This window comes from Enterococcus sp. DIV1067f, from assembly GCF_050543505.1.
Classification (GTDB): Bacteria; Bacillota; Bacilli; order Lactobacillales; family Enterococcaceae; genus Enterococcus_D; species Enterococcus_D entomosocium.
In genome coordinates this window covers 358,068-377,541 of the sequence record NZ_CP172940.1, presented here as the reverse complement: position 1 = coordinate 377,541, position 19,474 = coordinate 358,068, and the positions used below count along the sequence as shown (strand labels likewise).

At 43.7% G+C, this 19,474-nt stretch carries 15 protein-coding genes; 1 reads left to right on the top strand and 14 read right to left on the bottom strand.

All coding sequences use genetic code 11. From position 1 onward, the window contains the following. The first annotated feature begins 12 nt into the window (after positions 1 to 12). Entirely contained in the window at positions 13 to 1,308 is a 1,296-nt protein-coding gene (locus IGJ42_RS01795) for an ISL3 family transposase (RefSeq protein WP_429946989.1), read from the top strand. Between the two features lie 108 nt (positions 1,309 to 1,416). Here the strand turns inward: IGJ42_RS01795 and IGJ42_RS01790 are convergent, their stop codons facing one another. From IGJ42_RS01790 to IGJ42_RS01725, 14 genes are all read right to left on the bottom strand, one after another. After that, entirely contained in the window at positions 1,417 to 1,770 is a 354-nt protein-coding gene (locus IGJ42_RS01790) for a hypothetical protein (protein ID WP_005232346.1), read from the bottom strand. Positions 1,771 to 1,877: 107 nt separating this feature from the next. Further along, a complete protein-coding gene (locus IGJ42_RS01785) occupies positions 1,878 to 2,336 on the bottom strand; it encodes a low molecular weight protein-tyrosine-phosphatase (RefSeq protein WP_005232347.1) in 459 nt (152 codons plus the stop codon). 3 nt (positions 2,337 to 2,339) lie between these two features. Next, positions 2,340 to 2,909 carry a TetR/AcrR family transcriptional regulator gene (locus tag IGJ42_RS01780; RefSeq protein WP_005227190.1) on the bottom strand — a complete coding sequence of 190 codons (570 nt, stop codon included), beginning with the start codon at positions 2,907 to 2,909 and terminating at the stop codon, positions 2,340 to 2,342. A gap of 208 nt (positions 2,910 to 3,117) precedes the next feature. Then, entirely contained in the window at positions 3,118 to 4,578 is a 1,461-nt protein-coding gene (locus IGJ42_RS01775) for a helix-turn-helix domain-containing protein (protein WP_016619638.1), read from the bottom strand. Then, positions 4,556 to 5,047: a hypothetical protein gene (locus tag IGJ42_RS01770; protein ID WP_008376250.1), complete on the bottom strand. Its 492-nt coding sequence runs from the start codon at positions 5,045 to 5,047 to the stop codon at positions 4,556 to 4,558. The genes IGJ42_RS01775 and IGJ42_RS01770 overlap by 23 nt, the downstream gene beginning before the upstream one ends. Before the next feature lie 44 nt (positions 5,048 to 5,091). After that, positions 5,092 to 5,892 carry a class A sortase gene (locus IGJ42_RS01765; protein ID WP_008376252.1) on the bottom strand — a complete coding sequence of 267 codons (801 nt, stop codon included), beginning with the start codon at positions 5,890 to 5,892 and terminating at the stop codon, positions 5,092 to 5,094. After that, positions 5,882 to 6,964, bottom strand: coding sequence for a DUF916 and DUF3324 domain-containing protein (locus IGJ42_RS01760; protein ID WP_008376254.1), 1,083 nt, complete (start codon positions 6,962 to 6,964; stop codon positions 5,882 to 5,884). The genes IGJ42_RS01765 and IGJ42_RS01760 overlap by 11 nt, the downstream gene beginning before the upstream one ends. Positions 6,965 to 7,031: 67 nt before the next feature. After that, on the bottom strand, positions 7,032 to 7,772 hold the full coding sequence (locus tag IGJ42_RS01755; protein ID WP_429946988.1) for a WxL domain-containing protein: 741 nt from the start codon (positions 7,770 to 7,772) through the stop codon (positions 7,032 to 7,034). A gap of 11 nt (positions 7,773 to 7,783) precedes the next feature. Further along, positions 7,784 to 8,584, bottom strand: a complete 801-nt coding sequence (locus IGJ42_RS01750) for a WxL domain-containing protein (protein WP_005232359.1) — start codon at positions 8,582 to 8,584, stop codon at positions 7,784 to 7,786. Between the two features lie 45 nt (positions 8,585 to 8,629). Further along, on the bottom strand, positions 8,630 to 9,343 hold the full coding sequence (locus IGJ42_RS01745; RefSeq protein WP_429946987.1) for a WxL domain-containing protein: 714 nt from the start codon (positions 9,341 to 9,343) through the stop codon (positions 8,630 to 8,632). Further along, complete coding sequence (locus tag IGJ42_RS01740; RefSeq protein ID WP_086316816.1) at positions 9,276 to 9,644, bottom strand: LPXTG cell wall anchor domain-containing protein; 369 nt, start codon at positions 9,642 to 9,644, stop codon at positions 9,276 to 9,278. The genes IGJ42_RS01745 and IGJ42_RS01740 overlap by 68 nt, the downstream gene beginning before the upstream one ends. A 14-nt stretch (positions 9,645 to 9,658) precedes the next feature. Then, positions 9,659 to 14,566 carry a hypothetical protein gene (locus tag IGJ42_RS01735; RefSeq protein ID WP_430615873.1) on the bottom strand — a complete coding sequence of 1,636 codons (4,908 nt, stop codon included), beginning with the start codon at positions 14,564 to 14,566 and terminating at the stop codon, positions 9,659 to 9,661. Positions 14,567 to 15,202: 636 nt separating this feature from the next. Then, positions 15,203 to 16,162, bottom strand: coding sequence for a LacI family DNA-binding transcriptional regulator (locus IGJ42_RS01730; protein WP_005227180.1), 960 nt, complete (start codon positions 16,160 to 16,162; stop codon positions 15,203 to 15,205). Between the two features lie 13 nt (positions 16,163 to 16,175). Then, positions 16,176 to 19,466, bottom strand: coding sequence for a GH36-type glycosyl hydrolase domain-containing protein (locus IGJ42_RS01725; protein ID WP_429946984.1), 3,291 nt, complete (start codon positions 19,464 to 19,466; stop codon positions 16,176 to 16,178). Positions 19,467 to 19,474 lie beyond the last annotated feature (8 nt).

The following is a 19,474-nucleotide window of genomic DNA, read 5'->3' as shown; positions in this document are numbered from 1 at the left end:
ACGATATGCTATATGAATGATTCTATCAAAAAAATGCTGAGAATAATAGAGAAAGATTTGATGATTATAGAGGTCTCTTACGAGACCCTTCAGAAGAAAAAGACGTTGGTCGTCGATGCTGTTCTCTCGCCTACTCCTCGTGCTTGTAGAAGTTGTGGTTCTACTGTGGTAGATGGAAACGGGAAAACAATTATAGTGAAAAATGGGAAGAAGGAAACGATTGTCCGTTTTGAACAATACAATCAGATGCCTTTGGTTATGCGCCTAAAAAAGCAGCGCTATACCTGTAAAAACTGCCGAACCCATTGGACTGCTCAAAGTTATTTTGTCCAACCCAGACATTCAATCGCAAATCATGTTAGATATAAAATTGCTTCTTTACTGACTGAAAAAGTATCTTTATCTTTTATTGCGAAAAGCTGTCAGGTATCTTTGACCACCGTTATTCGTACATTGAAAGAGTTTAAAAGCTATTTACCAAAGCAATCTAAGAAGATTCTCCCCAGAGTATTGATGGTTGATGAATTTCGTTCGCATGCTTCCATAGAAGATAAAATGAGCTTTATTTGCGCAGATGGCGAAACAGGAAAATTAATAGATGTTTTGCCTACGCGTAAATTACCTCGATTAACAAGCTATTTCTTAGGTTGTACCAATCCAGAAGAAGTAGAATTCTTGGTGACAGACATGAACGCCGCCTACTTCCAGCTCACCAAACGTGTTCTGCCAAATGCGAAAGTAGTGATTGATCGGTTTCATATTGTCAAACACATGAATCAAGCGTTCAATGAGTTGCGTATCCGTGAAATGAATGAACTTCGTAAAGCCGGACAGAAAAGCCAGGCAGAAAAACTGAAAAAGAACTGGCGCTTTTTGCTAAAAAATCGTGCAAACATCAACCATTATGAATACAAAACATGGAAAAGTTTCCGAGCACCAAAATACCCATTTCTTACTGAAGCAATGATGATTGATCGATTGCTTGAGTTTTCTACGCCCCTGAAGGAGGCGTATCCCTTTTTTCATGAATTAGTTGAAGCCTTTCGAGACAAAGACCCTGACTTGTTTTTCTCCTTATTGACAGAACTTCCCAAAACGTTAGATGACAGCTTTCGGGAGAAGCTTCAAAACCTTCTGACCTATGAAGAAGGCATCACCAACGCAATGATCTATCCTTATTCCAATGGAAAAATAGAAGCGAAGAATACCCACATAAAGACAATGAAACGAGTATCCTACGGATTTAAATCATTCGAGAACATGAGAATTAGAATCTTTTTGATCAATCAATTAATCAAAGTAAGATAACAAAAAATCTGAGCCAGAATGTGGTTCATTCTGACCCAGATTTGATTTTACGCAACTCATCAGTCCTTATTGACAAAGAGCCGGTTTTTTTGCTATGCACAGGCTTGTTTACAAGCCGGGTTTTGTATTCAAGGTGCTAACTTTCAGCACATGATGCAGGGGAATAATCCGCAGCTGCTGACGGTCGCTTTGTAATTTCAAGACAACTTGTTCTTTTGCTACCGTTTTGCCGACGATCCAGCCGGTAACGGTTTCAAAACCACCCAATTTCTCTGTTTTTACTTGCAGCACGACCAGATGCTTGGCAGCGGCTGCCTCTTGCAGCGTTCGCCGGATTTCTTTGACTTTCTCAGACTGATTCTTCTTGTCAGCATCATCACTGAAAAAGGTATCCAGCAACGTTGTGGATGTCATCACAATGAGTTTGCCCAATTGTTTGATGGGCGATGGTTTCTTTTCCATTGGACATTCCTTTCTGCGCGTTGCAGCAGTTTCTAAAACCACACATACGTTCGCATTTCCATGGTTCTATTTTAGCAAATTTTTGATAAAATACAAGCGAACACGCCTTATTTTTCAGAAGAAATAACCTCTAGCCAATAAGGAATCCCCTCTTGCAGCAGTTGATAGGTCTCTTCGAAATCTCCTGTATAATAAGGATCTGGTACTTCCTCAGCCTCTTTGCCAGGAACAACACTCAAATACGAACGGATCTTTGCGGTCGTATCGGCAGGTGCTAGCGCTTGAAGTGTTTCAACATTGTTCGCATCCATGCCGATGATCCAATCAAATGTGGCAAAATCCGCTTCAGTGATCTGCCTTGAAATAAGACCGTCACTAGAGATCCCTGCTTGACGCAGTCTTTTTTTGGTTCCGGGATGAGCAGAATGTCCGACTTCCCATGAGCTGGTCGCTGCCGAATCGATCTGCCAATCCAACTTGTGTTTTGCTATTTCTGCTTTATAAATAGCTTCTGCCATGGGGGAACGGCAAATATTACCTAAACAAACAAATAAAACTTTCGTCATCGCTTACTGCTCCTCTTTTTCATAGATTTGGTGGCCAAAAAATTCCACATCCTTCGCCAAACGAAACAATTGCGTCGCAATCTCTAATGGGGTCTCTGGAAAGTCGTTGTGAATCCAATTTTCCAAAATGCCTCCGCAGCCGTAGGAAAAGAATCGGCTATAAAATAGAATGTCTTGTTTCGTCAATTGCTGCTCTTGATCGACCTCCAAGAACAAGCGCTGAAAAAGCGGTTCTGTGATCTGTAAAAAACCGTTCATTAAGATCTCGCGGTCATAAGCCAGTGATTTGCGGTAAAAGGCCGGCGCTTGTTTCATTGCTTTCAGCATGCGCAAGGCGGCTTCTTCCCAGTTATCAAGGGAGACATCTTCTGTCGTCAAAAAAATCAGGGCATCTTGCCGATAGATCCATTGGATCAAAGCTTTTTTATCAGGAAAATGGTAGTAAAACGTCTGCCGATTGACTTGCGCCTTTTCGGCGATCTCCTGTACGCTGATTTTATTCACTTCTTTGGTCTCACAAAGGGTGATCAATGTCTGGCCAATCACAGCCTTCGTTTGTTTCCCATCCATCATAGGGCACCTCTTTTTCTTCTCTTTCTATCATACCAAATTTTCTAGCAAAAAAAAATCCTATCAAATGGTCCTTTTTCACAGACCTTATCCGAACACTTCGTCAGGGCAATAGATCCCTGTGTGCTTTTTGCATATGGCAGATTTCTGCAAAAAACGCCTGCCTTCATTTGAGGCAGACGCTGCTTTTGATAGTTAAACGGCAGGATGCTCACTGTGCCATTTTGGTTTGAAATTGTTCTCTGCGAATCACGCTGATTTTTTCAGTAAAATTGGCCCAATCGATGGGTCTAGGTGGTGCTAGCCATAAAATATGGTCGATCCCCAACGCACCATAAAATGGCAGGTTTGAAAGAATCAGGTGCGTGTGATCATCTGGGTAACTCTGGAATTGCACATTCAAATCGAGAATTTTTTCAATATTCTTTTTGATCATCTGGTTGTAGGAATCACCAAATGAAAAATCAACACAGACATATAAAGGAACCAAAATCTCTTTTAATGGAATCGTAGAAACTAATAAAATAAGGTATCTAAAAAACAAAAACTCTTTATTGTTCCATAAGATCGGTCGATTACGACTTTCTTCCAGATAGTTGCGGCAAAAGGCAGCATATTCAGGATACGTCTCAAGAAAATACGTGACATCCATGTATTGGTACTCATAGCGAGAACTAAAAGAAAACGACAGGAGCTGGTAATGAATCGTAGTCGTTTCGGCATGAAGCAGTGCCAACGTGTCCGTGGCTAGCGAAAACTGCTGTTGGACTGCCTGAATAAACTGCTCGTTTAATTGTTGGATATAGGTTTGTTCTTGGTCGATGTAGCTATTGTTGTCGATCAACCAGCCTTCAACGATCAAGAAGCGCAAAATATCTCGTGCCTCACGTTCTAGGACTTCTTGATCGGTGATCGTCAAGATCTCTTGTAACCAGCGCTTCAATTCTTCAATAATCACTAAATGTTTGGGTAAGACTAAATCATTTTCCACATTGTTTTGCATGTAATGTCCTTTAGACATCCGCGCTAAAACAATGCCTAGATAATGTTTCTTGCGAATCCGCATGCGGGCAGACTGTTCTGGATTCAGCCAAGTACTTTCATTGAATCGATCAAACGTCTTTTCTTTGTCCAAGATACCTTTTGGGAAAGGGGAATGGTTCAAATAATATTCCTTCATAAAAAAGAGAAAAATAAACTCCCGAATCTCACTTTCTTCACCAACCAGCTGAAACTCTTTCGTCACTTCAATGTCGTATTCTTTCAAGATCAGTTTGAATTGTTTAAATTCTTTATAGACGGGATTATGACTTAGATAGTGATTGGTAGCAAATTCGTATAAAGAAGACAATTGCTCAAAAAAGCATTCTTTCAACATAGAAAATTTTAACGCTTGATCTAGATAATAGGTCAGTAGTGTGTCAGAAGTTGCCAGCCCGGAGGCATTCAATTTAATGACCGTCCCATCGGTCACGATCTCAAATTCCTCATTCAATCCTAGTTCATAAAAATCAAGATTCAATTCTTGAACGGTTTTGTTGATCAGAAATTCCGACATGGTCAATTGATCCATCAATGTTTCCTTCGTTTCAGAAAGAGCGACTGCGTTTTCCAAATATTGTAGCATCATCAATTTTCGTTTGTCCGCCTTATTCAAAAATGTCACAAACATGCGTTTTCAAGCCTCCGTTATTTTTTTGGCCATAAAGAACGTTTCCTGAAAATAAATAGCATAAGCTGGCAAGATACGAAGGTTTGTCATCCCCGTCACCATCCGTATTATTTCCCGGCAGTGCTAAATCGACAGCCAAACGATCCGACGCAAAAACATCTTCCAACATGACTCGTTGTGCTAAGTGCTTCTGTTTTTCCAAAAAACTGCTTTCTGGAAATGCGGATTGTTCCTGTTCTTTTTTCGGAACAGGTTCCGGTTCAGGAGCCGGTGATTCTTTGGATTCTTCCTTTTCTGCAGGCGGTTCATCTGCTTTCTCCGTAATTTCTTCTGGCGGATCCTTTGGGACGATTTCTTCTGAGGGGTCTAGCGGATTATAGATAGTCGCAAAAACAACTTGTTCTGTGACAAGATCGATCATTCCAATAATCATGCAGGCACCAATGACAAAACCAAATCTGCGTTTCATTTCTTCACCCTCCTTATCAACAGAGCTTCTTTTTGATGCTCTTTCTACGGCGCTGAACGTTTCAACAGTTTGTGAACGCCAAGCAGACATCCACTAATTATAAATAAAATAACAAATAAAAGAAACCAATTTTTTTTAGATTGTTGTCTCCATAACATTTCTTGTTTTTTAGCCATCACTCTCGCGCCTTGTGACGTACTGCCCATGGTCGCTGTGTTTTGCGACTGTCCGGCAGTTGCTTGCTCAACAGGAATCGCTGTCAGCACGTAGCGTTCTTCTGTTCGAGTAGGTGTGGGACAAGTAATCAATGTCAACTTTGGTGTCTGGTCATCTGTTAGAACCGACAAGTCGGATTCATCTACGACTTTTTTATCGATAATAATATACTGCTGGCGTTCCTCGAGGTAGGTTACGGACACTTCCATCCCCACCTGTGCTTCTAGCAATTGACCAAATAACAAACTTTGTCTACCGAGATGATGCCCTAAAACGACAAAATTGTTATTTTTTAACAAACGTTCCGGAAACATCACGACACCGCCTTTCAGCAGCTGCTGATTGGTTAGCCCCACCAATAGTGGCTGCTGGAACTCGATCGCTTCAATTGCAACAAAGCCGTACCCGGTGATCGTTGCCGACTGCGGAGCCAATACATCCCCTAGAGCCGGCATTTGAATCGTTTCTTCTTCTGGAATCGTTGTCGGCAGCTGGGTCGCTATCGTCAATTCGCTTGTGCGTAATTGCCAACTGACGATGCTTTCTTTTAAAAAAGGAAGTGCCAACAAGAGGATACCTGCGATGATCAAGCCATCGATCAAGTATTTCTCAAGGTGCTCACGCTTCATCCGTTTCATTTTTTTTCTTTCGTCGGTACCATAAAAGCAGCAGTAAGGCGAGCAGCAGCAACAGCCCGCCGATCAAGAAGTAAAGCCACGTGTAATCTGTTTCGATCGTCACATCTTTCTTATTAAGATCACGAGCGACATCTCCCGTCACTGTGAATTCTTTTTCGAAGCTCCATTTATAGAGATAGCTTTCTTCCTCGCCTTCTTCATTCTCCACTTTGTATTGTCCTTCATCGCTTTTCCCACCGTAGGCCACGGAAGTCAACACATAGGTCCCTGCTTCTAAACGTTGTCCTTCCAAGGAAATTGGGTACGAGAAGTTTGAATTAGGTGCCATTTGCATTCGTGAGGTATCTGAAGCATACAAGACGTCACTATCACCTTTCTTCCTCACTTCATTGATCAACCGCAAGGAATTTAAGTAAGCTGCTTCAGGATTTTGCAACGTAACATTGATGGTATTGCGGGCGTTGACTTGTCCCGGTCCAACATCCAGCAGTTTTAGATCCGGCGTGACTTCTGTTGTATTTTGACGGAGTAAAATCGCAACGACATAGGCATACTCATTCTTGATGGCTAACCCTTGGTCTTCTTCACTGTCAGCAGTATCGGTTTCCGCTGTCGTTTCTTTCAAGGTCAAACCACCGGCAATAACCCCTTCAAACGGTTCTGAGGGCATACTGATCTTTAAGGGTAAGGTGATTTGGGATTGTTTCGGGATCGTGATCTCTTCCTCCACTTCAATCAAATCAGCCATATCATAAGGCAAGGTTTCGTCCGCTTCGATGTCGTTTTCGCCATATTCCACGACCCCGTTTAGATTCGTGGTAGCTGAAGCGATCACTGGCGCGATGACGACCTCTTGATCGGTGTCATTGCGCAATTGGACTTCTACAGTTTGAACCGCTCCCGGCTCCATTTTTAAGTCAAAATAAGTCTTTTCTTTATCGATTTGATTCTCTGGAATCACTGGATTGACGGCAAAGTTAAATTCAGAAGCGGTTCCTATGGTTGGTACAAAAAAGAAAATACTTGCGAATAGGAGCGCCAAAAGCTGTTTGATTTTTTTCATGATGGATGTCCCTTCTTTCTATGTATTCTCCTTGAACCTCGAAAAGGTTCAAGGAGAAAGCTGGTACTTATGGGTTGGTTGGTGTGTCTGTTAGTAACCAAGTAAACGTGGTGTTGTATTGGCTGGCATATTTCGTCGTTGAGCCTGGAACTTCCAACTCAATGCTATCCATGGCTGCAGCTAAACTATCGCCCCAGCTCATTAAATAGGTCCCTGCCCCTTCGCCATCTTGGGCACTCATCACTAAGGATTGGGCACCGTTTGGATTCAATGTGATCGTTGCGCTCACATTTGATGGTTTTGGTGACAATGAAGGAGTTACTACAGTTCCCTTCGTCAAACGAATTTGTGCAGCAGTCAATTCTTGATCTTCCGCTGTTTTGAACTGACCATTTTGGCGAACATTCAATGTCCAACCGCTCTCTGTTCCCCGATTGTCTGTCACTTGGACAAAATTCGGTCCTTCTTGATTATCACCAACTGAATCCACATATTTTTGAGTTTCCGCATGGTAGATCTCTGTTTTTGAGGTGATTTTTTGTGTGCCAAAGTAAAGGCTTGAAGCAAAATCAATCGATAGCGGTCCGTTCGTTCCTGGATTTGGTCCATCTGGGTCCGTTGGATCCACTGGTTTGATCGGATTTTCTGGATCTGGATCCGTTGGGCTGATTGGATTAGTTGGATCCGTATTTGGTTCAAAGGTGATTTGTCCATTTGAGTTGTATTCTGCACTGTCCGCTGCTTGTGCCAGCACTGGTGCTACTAGGCTTAAGCCTAATACTGAGAGAAATGCTAGTGTTTTTTTCATGTCTATACTCCTTATCCTTCCGTTCCTGGTGTATCTGATAATACCCAAGTCAATGTAGTCGTGTAGCTAACGGCATCTTTTGGGGTGCTGCCTGGTACAGAAAGTGCGACTGCTTTGGTAATATCGGCTTGTACTTCTTGATCATCTTTGTCTATTTCAGTGATCGACTCAACACTTCCCCAAGCGTTGACCCATGTTCCAGCACCTGTTTGCTTTGCTGCAGTCATCACCACTGATTCAGCACCGGCTGCATCCAACGTGATCGTTGCTTCTGCCACGGGAGCTGTGACGCCAACCGCATTTGATTTAACGTCAGGACTTGTTAGGGTGATGACAGAACCTGTCAATTCTTTATTCAAGGTCGTCTCATTTTTAAATTGACCATTTTGCTTCACAGACAACCGCCAACCGGCATTACTACCGCGATTATCAGTTACTTGGACATAATTGGCAGTTTTTAATGTAGAAGCTGTGCCATCATCGTTCAAGTACCCTTGTGCTCGTGCATAATAGACTTCGTTTTTATTAGAGATTTTATTGACACCAAAATCTAAGCTAGAGGCATAATCGATCGATAATGGGCCATTCGTTCCAGGATTTGGTCCATCGGGATCGGTTGGATCCACAGGATTGACCGGGTTTTCTGGATCTGGATTTTCTGGATTGACTGGGTTCGTCGGATCAGTATTCGGAATAAAATCAACCGCCCCATTTGAGGTGTAAGAAGCCGCTTCGGCTGCTGAAACCTCGGTTGCTGCACTCGCTGCTGCCAAGACGGCAAGACTTACAAAGACCCATGCTGTTTTTTTCATTTCTATTTGACACTCCTTTATCTGTTTTACTGAAAATCAGTGATTTTAATTGCTTTCAGGGACATTCTTTAAATTCCAAGTCAATGTCGTCCGATACTCTTTGGCTAATTTTACAGAACTGCCTGGTACGTTTAATTTTACTGCCGTTGACCCTTCCGTTGCATCGTTCCCAAACTTGTAAATCCAAGTGCCCATTCCTTTTCCGACAGGTGCATTGACCAAGGTGATTTCACTACCGGGTACAAAGGTATGACTTGCAGTAACTGTTGGTGCATACTGCATATCGGTGACTGAAGTTGCTGCACCTGAGGCGATCGATAATGAAGCGCCGACTAGCTCTTCGTCATCAGCCGTTTTGAATTGTCCGTTTTGCACAACACTCAATGACCAACCTTCTTGCGTTCCTCGTTTATCTGTTACTTGCACATAGTTTGGTCCAGCAGCGCCAGCTGTGAACTCTTGCAGCTGTGCGTAATAATCTTTTGTTTCAGAAGTAATCAGTTGGTTGCCAAATTGAAAACTTGAAGCAAAATCAATCGATAATGGTCCAGCTGTTCCAGGATTTGGTCCATCTGGATCGGTTGGATCGACGGGATCCACTGGTTTTTCTGGATCGGTCGGATCAACTGGATTGGTTGGATTCGGGTCCGCTTCAAAAGTGATTGCTCCATTTGAAGTGTATTCAGCGGCATTAACGGTTGTTGGTAACAGAGCAGTGCTCATCAATAGAATGCCTGCCGTCAAGAAAAGTTTTTTCATTTTTTGTTCTCCTTTTGATTAAAATGATTCCTGCTGCCAACAAAACGACAAGACCACTGCTTTGATAGCTATTGAAGTGATCTGATCCTGTTGCCGGCAGAATATTGTTGCCTTTTTGATTAATTTGTTTATTCCCTGGCTGTTCTTTTACGGGCTCTTCTGGCTCCTCAACTGGTTCTTCATAGACGCCGAAAAAGGAAGTAATGCCATTGCTGTCATAAGCACCTGCTTCGGCTGCTGAAACGAGCTGAGGAAATATTAATAGACAGCCAGCAATAATACCGATCATGATTTTTTTCATTTGTTTTCCTGCCTTTATGGGTTGCCAGGTGCCGAAACCAGCTGCCAGCTCAAGGTTCCTTGATAGTCCCCAACTTTTTGCTGTTCGACTGGAACGGTAAGCTTGATTCCTTCATTCTGACTTTCGCCCCAGTGCTGATTCACGACGTATGTGCCATTTTCTGTCAATTCCGTTTCCTCGATAATCATTTCCCCACTGGTTATCATCTGTTCTTGACCGTTTGTCACAAAGCGGAAGACATCGGTTAATTGATCTGTCCCATCCGTTAATGGCTGTTGCTCTTTGACCGTCAAGCGCCATGGACTCCGTTCGGACCCTCTCGTATCTTTCACCGCTAGCTCGCCTGTGATCGTTGGCCAATAATCTTGTGTTTCTGTGGCAACTTTCTGCTGCCCAAAATCAAAGTCTGTTGGCACACTGCTTAAAATAAGCTCGCCGGCAACTGCGACATTGACGACTTTTTCTGCCCGTTGACTGCCTGCTTCATAATGGTAGGCCGTTGATACATTTTTCAACAGCTCATCTTCCGTTGCTTGCTGGATCGCGGCAAAAGCTTGCGGATCGACAGTCGGTGGTATATTTGCCCGATTATCTGCAAAAATCGTGGTTGCTTGGGTATAGTCTGCCAAAGCGGCTTCATCTGTCAGCGCCGTTGCTTCTGGTAAGGTCAAACGGACATCTTTTGCATAGACGGCAAATTGCCGATCAGCAGAAATGACACTTTCATTTTTGACCACCACCAGATTAACGGTGGTTTCCGCCTGATTCTGATCGTTTTCCCCTACTGAAAAAGTGATCGCTTGTTTGCGGTAGACCGCTGTTTCTAACGGTTCTTGAATCGCAGCTAAGACCTCATCTGTCAGCGTATCCTTAAAGAAAGGACGCCCGCTGGCTTCGAGATAAGTCACGGCTTGTTCTTTGCTCAGCGATTGTGCCTCTTGTTCTGTAATGATCACATTGCGGGCTTGGACTTCCGCCTTATTTGAGTAGCGGACACTGATATCGTAACTATACTCCCCATCAGGACTCGTCCAATCAACTGGTTCTGAATCTGGTTGTTCTGTCAACTGCTGATCCGTGCTATCCAGCTTGCTGGATTTGATTTGACCGGCATAGACCCATGAACCGGACGTTTGGGTTTCTGGTGTAAACGTCAATGTTGGCAATTCCGTTACCGTGTAGGGAATCAATAAACGCCCTTTTTGCACCTGTGTCCCCGCCTGCTCAGTTCCCCATGCTTGCAAGGTCAGCGGCGTATTGTTCTCTTTGACTGCCGTTACATTGTGACTAATGGCGCCAATCCCGTTAGCGACTCCCGGTGTTTCGACTTCGTAGTTAATGATCGAACCTGGTATCGCAATACCGTACCCGTTGGCTGCATTGGTCACATCGTTGTCCCCGATGAAGGTTTTCCCAGTCGCTTTTTCGATCCCGCTGAAGTTGATTGGCGTGATCGCTGCAGCATTAGCAGCAGTTGGATTTATAGTCAGTACTTGATAGGCACTAACCGCTCCAAACCACGTCCCTTGACTGTTGACTCGAGAACCTGCATCATTGGTCGTCGTTTTCAGCCACGTTAAATGATCTTTGTCCGTATCTGGTGTTGCGAAATCTGAAAGATTGATTCGCCCCGTTCCCGGCGGTGACTCAATCGTCCCTTTGTCTTCCACCGTTAACTTCGCGCCTGAAATCAAATTCGTTGCAGAAGAAATACCGATACCGGCATCCTTGGAAAGATGGATGTCACCGAACTGATGATAGGTCGTTGCGTGATTCGCAGCAGTGGCTGAACGGCCATTTTTGATGTCTCCCCCATTGGCCATTAGCTTGATGCCGTTTGTCACATTCAATTCGGTAAAGTTGACGATTCCCAGACCCGTCACAGCGATTGGATCAGTTTGATAAGAAGCTGTCCCATCGACATTTTCACCAAAGCTCATCTTCACTTGATTGCTGCTGTTGGCTACGATCGTGTTCGTAAAGTTGTCTGACGCATTTCCGCCTGAAATCCCATTGATACTTTTGGCTCCTTGAACCCGCATCTCGACATCTCTTAAAATTCGATTTGAAGAAATGTTTGAATAATTTGTTGTATACAAGTTACCGATACTTGATCCTTCAGCTTGTATATTAATATTGATTTTACCGCTTCTTGTGTTGGCGGCCGTTGAACCACCATCGCCATAGATCGTTGCACCATTCAGTGCATCTGACCCCGGCTTTGTGTATATGTTCAATGTAATCGTATTGGTACTATCAGTCCCAACGATGTTGGTACTGTTAAACGGATTTCCACCTGAGATATTCGTTCCTGAAGGAAGCTTAAATTCCCCTTCATAATCCCTTAGGTCGATTGTTAATTGTGCATCCCCTAGCAGCGAACCTGCATTCGTGATTCCCCCAGAAAAAGCACTTGGACCTGTCCGAGGTGTTCCAGAAAAATCTCCGCCGTAAATTCGATTATCAGAATTTCCATTGATCGTGTGTCCCGAAAAATATCCATATGATGCACCCATTGAGGCATTGATGATACCATCATGAACAGTGACTGAAACGTCCCCTGTAATTTTGGCATCCCCCCAACCGCCGCCACTAAGAAACCAGTCGACTTGACCGTAATTTACTTCAGCATGTGAATTACCGAATACACGTTTACCGGTATATCCTGCACCTTCCAAAGTATCAACGATCCCGCCATTCAAGATGTTTGCCGTGTTTCCCTCGATGATTCCTGAAAAACCACCACCATAGGTCCAACGAGCGACTACATTGTTTAAGACTGTTTTTGTATCCCCATAAATATAAAGGTTGGTTGCTTGCACACCATTGGTACCGCCTCCGCCTACGATATCAAACGTTCCGACACCATTTGCTCGTGAATTCAAGCTATTTGAATAGGCGATACCATCTTTATAAGATCGTCCCCCATAACTGTAGACGAATCCAGGTCCGCCGACCGTGCGAGAATCATTTAATACGCCGACTTCGACAGTTGTGCTGCCGTCAATAAAGCCACCATACCCAGCTGCCCGCGTATACGATAAGTTGTCTCCTCCATAGCTGACACAGCCTTCTAGGATTTTCGTCGTAATATCACCGTATACTTTAAAGCGAGCAGTGGTTTCAGCGTAAGCCCGGCGATCAGTTGGTGTCATCGCGTCATACACACTATCGGATCCAGTTTGCAGACTGGTAACACTTACGTCCATTCCTGCTCCGCCATCGACACGATTGAACGACCCTTGATTGTAGTCACCTGCTTTAATCGTATTTTCAATACTCCCAGTAATCGTTCCATTGGTTCGATTGGCACCAATAAAATAGGCTGCTCCTGTAGAATAGGCGCTAGTGTCTACTTGGTTCGTAATCGCTGTTTGCTCTCGTGTCTGTCCAATATTTCCTTCTCTGGAACCACCATAATAATTCAATCCTGTACCGGTCCAACCACCCACTCCTGTGAGAGTATTGTGGACTGTTCCACCAATGTTCCCGTATTGAACACCGCCATAATAGGTTCCTAAACGGAAATTGGTGTTCGTTGTTTGAAAGACTGTTGCGACATTACCGGTAACATTGGCTGTATTTGAAGTAGTGGTTCCGACACCGCCCCCATAATAATTGGTCAGTGTGCCATTTAGTCGATTGATCGTGACACTGGTATTCCCATCAATCGTACCGATATTGGCACCTCCTGCAATCGTACTGATGCCGCCCACCGTATTATTTACGACAACCGCTGTATTCCCAGTCAATGTACCACCGCTTTGATTCCCACCATAGATGTTCCAAGTTCCAGAGCCTGTCGCATTTACAGTGATCGTCGGATTTCCAGTAAGGTCGCCATTGTTGCTTCCTCCATAAATAGAAAGGCCATTGCCGGTGGAACCACCGTTCAAGGAAAGACTATGCCCATTCATGTACATTCTCGTCCCCGTATAGTTGAGGTTTCGAATCACTACATCAGAACCGAAGTAGATGTCCGTACCAAAAGGAACGGTTCGACTACCCGAAGTCAACGTTGTTGCATCTGTGATGGGATCATCACTATGCCCTGTGATGGGATCATCACTATGCCCTGTGATGATTAAGCGGCTTATTTTTCCTTGTAGTGCATAAAAAGTCATATTTGTATTATCCACTGTATCTGGAATCGTTTTTGAAGTCAGATTTGTTGGCAAAGACGGTAAAGCTGAGCCAGAGCCAACATACAAAGCAAATTCTTGGCCATTGCCGTTTTGATACATATCGAACAACGCTTGACGAATCCCTTCAGCACTATTGGTGTATTCTGCATATGCTGAATCATCTCCAGCTGGACTTGGTACAGCGATCACTTTCGTTTTATCGGCTTCTGCAATGATCTCTTTAATCGATTGTTCTGCCAACGAGATGTCCGCCGCTCTTGCCTTAACAGTCGGTTTAAAAACAGCAGTCAAGGTTTGATTCTCCGTGAGAATCAATTCGGTCAGCGCTTGACTTGTATAGACCGTACCGTCTAACGCCCATCCTTCAAAATTCCTATCATCTTCAAAAGCCGGCAGTTCACTTTCTTTTAATGCTTCCCCTTTATTTTTGCTGATCTGGATGCGAGTTTTTCCGGTAGCAAATACATGCTCCTTGTCTGTCAGAAAGGTCACCTGTACTTCTTCTACAGCTTCCGATGAAACTTCTGTTTCAGCTGAAGCTGTGTCAGTGGCTCCTGTAGACGAATCTGTCGAAGCAGGTTCGCTAGATGCTTGCACGTCAGTTTCGTTCGTCTCTTCCAGACTGTCGATCGATGAAACGACAGGGTCAGAAGAAGACATACTTTGTTCTTCACTTGTTTTTGTAACACTTTCGGCTTGTGCCACTACCATTGCATATGAAAAACACGGACCTGATGTTAGTAGAAAAACAAGTAAAGTTGTTAAAAACCGTTTCACTTTATCCCTCCTATCTTAAAAAAATAAACGTATCGCGCAGTGCACGCCCTGTGTTACAACTCTTAGTTTAGCGAGTTGACGAAAGAGAATTATAATTCTTTTTTTCTTCCATTCAAAATTATGATTATAATTGTTTTTTCATAATTCCAATTTTTGTAACTTCCACATCTTACAGCTATTAACTACTCATCAATTAAAAAAAAGCTCAAATTATCAAGATGAATTACCGACTCTTTTCAAAAAAATGCTTTTCTCTTTCATAAATCATACAAAAAACGAGGGATAAATCAACACCATAAATTAAATTAAGATGAGAAAAATAAATAGAAAGTTAAAATATTTGACAAAAACTAATGTTCCAAAGGTCTTTTATATAAGCCAAAAATAGTAAGTTAAAAGAACGCTTCCCGTCTTCTCTCCGTAGTTAATAATAATGTTATAATCAAAAAATGAATAAAAAACGTTATTTAAAAATTCCAGCACACATAAAATAACAAAATAAAAAATATTATTTTTTTTATAAATCACTGATTTAGATAAAAAAAGGAGTGTTATCGTTTGAAATAACGCAAAAAAAGCCTCAAACAGCGTACCTTGTTCGAGGCTTTTTCAACTATTTTTCCTTTAATTGATCAATTAAATAAATGATCCACCATCCACAAAAGTGGTATAAATATGCTCGTCCGCCACTGGTTCCCCTTGGATCGATTGTACGATTTTCTCAGCTGCCACCATGCCCCATCGATGTTTCGAATAGGAGATCGTCGCTAAGCGCGGCTGCACAAAAGCGCCTAATTCCGTGTTATCAAACCCGATGATGCGGATCTCTTTTCCGATGCGATAGTCGGTCTCGCGGACATATTTGTAGACACCGATCGCCATTTCATCATTGAAGGCAAAGATATCAATGGGAAACTGGGGATCATTTGCTAAGAGCTGTTTTGCCGCTCGATAACCAGAAGGTTCCGTGAAGTCACCAGGAATGACTTCATAAGGAATACCAAAGCGCGTCAATTCTTTCGTACTGGCTTCCAAGCGCTCCCGACTGTCGTAGCCTTTTTCTGGCCCTGCTAAGAGGAAGACTTTTTGGCTTTGTCCAGCGATCAAGCGATCGATCGCCAGCGCCGCCCCTCCTTTATTGTCTAACAAGACTTGATGGATATTTTCATGAGACAAGACACGGTCTAACACGACGATTTGATGTCCTCGTTGGGCGTATTGCTCGATTTCCTTTGCTGGAAACGTCCAATCCAAAATGATGGCACCGTCCACCATCCGCTCAGGAATAAACAAGTGTGATTTCTTGCCGCTGCAGACGATCATTTCATAGCCGAAAAGTTCCAACCCTTTCTTGATGCCATCTAGCAATTCCCCATAAAAACTTCCGGCATAATCGGCGAGATAAACACCGATGATGTTGGTTTGTCTGCGTTTCAGTGTGCGAGCAGCCATGTTCGGAACATAGTTCAATTCGTTTGCGATCGCTTGAATCCGCGCACGGGTTTCCTCGGTCACTTTTGGACTGCCATTCAATGCATACGAAACGGTGGATATGGAGACACCCGCTTTTTGGGCAATATCTTTGATTCCTACCATGGCTTCTCCTTTCTTAACGATAAATATCGATCGTATTGGTTTGGTTTTCGCTTAATTTGGCGCAAAGCGCTGCTTTCTTCAGGACAAACGCACCTTGGCGGTAGCGATTTTCCGCAAACTCAGTGGACATTTCTTCGCCGTTGATCAATATTTTCGGCGTACTTGACGAATGATAGACGATTTCGACCGGCCGATCATAGAGTCGATACGTCAGTGTCAATCCTGCTAATTCCGCTGGCAAGACGGGATCAAGTTCAACGTGATCAACAAAGGTCCGAATGCCTAACACATTGCTGATCAACTGATTCATATAGATCCCCGGTCCACTAGAATAGATGCGCCAGCCGCCTTTGACGCCGACTGTTGCCTCCTTAAGTTTACCAAAATTTTCTTGGGCTTCAACCCTTGTTTTGAAATCGCCATCAGAACTACTGAAATACGCATTTGCTTGACGGATTTCCGCATTTTCGACCCGTTGAGCGATTTGGATCGGATTGATGACCCCAAGTGCTTGCCAAGTCTCTTCTTCTCGACCTAATTTCGCCATGGCCTCTGTAAAGCGGATGTGGGCGTGAACGTACTGTAAACCGATTTCTCGTCCAAAATTGGCTGCTTGTTCTGCCCGCTTGAAGTTGGTGCTGACACCACCCGCATAAGTCGCTGGACGATTCATCAAGCGCACCCCATCTGGAAATTGCAAATGCTCCTTGATGATCGCCACATGATGATCGGCTTGTTCGGGAGATAACAGCTCGCCGATCATGCTTTGCTGCATCGGCAGCAAGCGGTATTGGATACCGGTTTTCTTGTCAGTCGGATGGACCATCAGTTCCACGTGCTCGCTATCTTCCATATAGACAAATCCTGGCAAAGTCCCATCAGCTAACATGTATTTTTCAAAGTCATGTTTGATTCCCGCAGACAGTTCCGTTAAATGTTTGGCATACTCTGGGTCAACTGACTGCAACTGGTTGGCTAATTTTTTCAATACTTCATAGGTCAAGGCAACGGTCCAGCTGCTGGCCATTTGTTTCTTCAACTTACTGTTATTTGGCTGCAAGGTGTCATCCCAATCGCCATCACCATAACAAGACAGGTACGTTCCTTCCAAAAAGTTCGCTTCGATATACGCCACTTCTTTTTTCAAATGATCAAACAAAGAAGCATTGGTTCTGGTTTTCAAGAAGGTTGTGCGATCCGTATAAGGCAGTTCTTTTTCCAAAATCGCAAAATCTTTGGTTTTTTCGAGATAGTCACTAACGACTTTCATTGGCCAGACAATCACATCTCCGTGGCTCTCATCAGCTTTTTGTTTCTCATAGCGATCAAACATAAACCATTGTGGCCAGTTGCCGTCATCTGCAAATTGATTTTCAAACAAATGCTCGATGATGGATGCCACCATCTCAGGACGATTAAGTGCTAAGAAATACTCAGTCGGTCCTTGGGAAACGTCTCGAGTCCCCCAAGCAGCACCACCGTACTGTTCAAGGCCATGAGGAGACAAGTAATGAACAAGCATATTATGGGTGTACCAACGTGCCAAGTGATTGAAGGATGCGACGTCCGCCTGCGAATGTTTCAATTCAAACTGATTCAACAAATCATCGACAAAGGCCGTATAGGCAGTGTCTTCTTGCTGGCGATCTAATGTTTCGGAAACAAAGGGTTCACCAGTCAGTGTGCCTTGGATCACGAAGGAAACCGTCGCCTGTTCTGCAAAGGTCAATACGGTCGTGCTATCGTCGGCTGCCACATTGAAAATCGTTTCATCGGTCAGTTCAAAAGGTTGAGCCGCATGGAGATAATACGTCAATTCTGGATAAGTTTCCGCAATCGGTGAATCCGCTGTTCCTTTGATGGTGAGCAATTGTTGATCTTGCGAAATGGTAGCAGTCGGTACAGCTTCATCGATCCCCATCACAAATTGATTAGTGATGGCCCAGGTGTAGGCACGACCTTGTTCACTAGTGATGGTCGTTGCAATCGTGCGTCCATTTGCTTTCGTGAAAGTCGTTACTTGAATGACATCATCTGCTGTTTTGTAGTACCACGTCGCCGAATTCAAGCCCATTTCAAAGACAGATGGCATCGTTAAAATCCGCCATTGATCGCCGTCTTTCAAATAGATCCGCTGACCGGAACGTTTGAAAAGATTCAATGAGTTGCGGCTATTGCTCAACAATTTGTTCATGTTCGTATTGCCTAATACGATTTGGGAGTTAAACATCCCCGTCATGTAAACGGTCGTGCTCAAAATGGGTTGATCGACGATCAGATCTTGTCCGCTCATCAAAATATGTCCATGGGAGCGTTCCATCTGTCCTTCCTTTTCCTTCAACACGACATGGTGATAGTCAGGGGTAAAAAAGGAATACAGCTGTTCGTCAACGATTTCCACTGCTTCTTGCTGAGGAAATCGCTCGTTGATTTCTTCTGTGGTAAATGTCAGCCCTGTGAGCGGTTGATCAAAGTTTTTTCGTGGCTGCGCCGTTGCTTGCAACGAGTCGAAGGACAAGGCTTGATACGTTTCTTTCAACGTTTCAAGTGCAAACTGCGGTTCATTGACTGCCGTCGCTTGATTGGCTTTGACCGCTGCGTAAAAAACGATTTCCGTCGGTGTCTCACTTACCGACAACCATTGCGTTTGCAGTGCCGTATAAGCAAATTCGTATTGATATACTTCATTGGCTAATGTTTCTTGGCTAAGTGCAGCTGGTTGATTCGTTGCTTTATAGCTGCGACCGAAAAATTGATAGCCATCCGTCGAGAAGCCTTTTAAGGCTTGGAAGCTGCCTTGTTCCACCAGTGGAAATTGACCATTTTGTGGTTGATTTTGACGCGAAGAAAGCACGATGTGATCCTTATCATGGCTAACATGATGGTCGATATATTGCGAAACATAGGCTTCATTGGATTGAACAGCCCCTTTGGCGGCATTGCCAAGATCTTGTCCGTAAACCAGTTCCGCTTCCCCAGAACCACTCAATTGAACCCGCCAGAACCAGCAATCTTGGGCCAATTGGAAATCAACTTGGTAATCGATGGACTGGTACGTCCCAGTCCAAGTCAGCTGTTTGTCTGAGTAAGCAAAGGCACTGTCAGCATTTGAGCCGATCAAGGGAATAAAGTGCCATCCCCCCGCCTCACGCAGTCGTAGATAGATTTGATTCAAACTACCATCTAGCGCATTTCCGTTCAACTGATTGATCATCACACCGTGACTTTGAATCTCATATAAATCACCGTTTGGTAAAAACGTCACGGTCGTATTTTCATTATTCATCACTATTTTTTTCGTCATAGAAACCT

Coding starts and splice junctions, on each gene's coding strand:
- IGJ42_RS01780 (WP_005227190.1), bottom strand. CDS start 2,909: ATGATGGATGGGAAACAAACGAAGGCTGTGATTGGCCAGACATTGATC.
- IGJ42_RS01770 (WP_008376250.1), bottom strand. CDS start 5,047: ATGAAACGCAGATTTGGTTTTGTCATTGGTGCCTGCATGATTATTGGA.
- IGJ42_RS01730 (WP_005227180.1), bottom strand. CDS start 16,162: ATGGTAGGAATCAAAGATATTGCCCAAAAAGCGGGTGTCTCCATATCC.
- IGJ42_RS01785 (WP_005232347.1), bottom strand. CDS start 2,336: ATGACGAAAGTTTTATTTGTTTGTTTAGGTAATATTTGCCGTTCCCCC.
- IGJ42_RS01775 (WP_016619638.1), bottom strand. CDS start 4,578: ATGTTTGTGACATTTTTGAATAAGGCGGACAAACGAAAATTGATGATG.
- IGJ42_RS01725 (WP_429946984.1), bottom strand. CDS start 19,466: ATGACGAAAAAAATAGTGATGAATAATGAAAATACGACCGTGACGTTT.
- IGJ42_RS01750 (WP_005232359.1), bottom strand. CDS start 8,584: ATGAAAAAAACAGCATGGGTCTTTGTAAGTCTTGCCGTCTTGGCAGCA.
- IGJ42_RS01790 (WP_005232346.1), bottom strand. CDS start 1,770: ATGGAAAAGAAACCATCGCCCATCAAACAATTGGGCAAACTCATTGTG.
- IGJ42_RS01760 (WP_008376254.1), bottom strand. CDS start 6,964: ATGAAAAAAATCAAACAGCTTTTGGCGCTCCTATTCGCAAGTATTTTC.
- IGJ42_RS01740 (WP_086316816.1), bottom strand. CDS start 9,644: ATGAAAAAAATCATGATCGGTATTATTGCTGGCTGTCTATTAATATTT.
- IGJ42_RS01755 (WP_429946988.1), bottom strand. CDS start 7,772: ATGAAAAAAACACTAGCATTTCTCTCAGTATTAGGCTTAAGCCTAGTA.
- IGJ42_RS01765 (WP_008376252.1), bottom strand. CDS start 5,892: ATGAAGCGTGAGCACCTTGAGAAATACTTGATCGATGGCTTGATCATC.
- IGJ42_RS01795 (WP_429946989.1), top strand. CDS start 13: ATGAATGATTCTATCAAAAAAATGCTGAGAATAATAGAGAAAGATTTG.
- IGJ42_RS01745 (WP_429946987.1), bottom strand. CDS start 9,343: ATGAAAAAACTTTTCTTGACGGCAGGCATTCTATTGATGAGCACTGCT.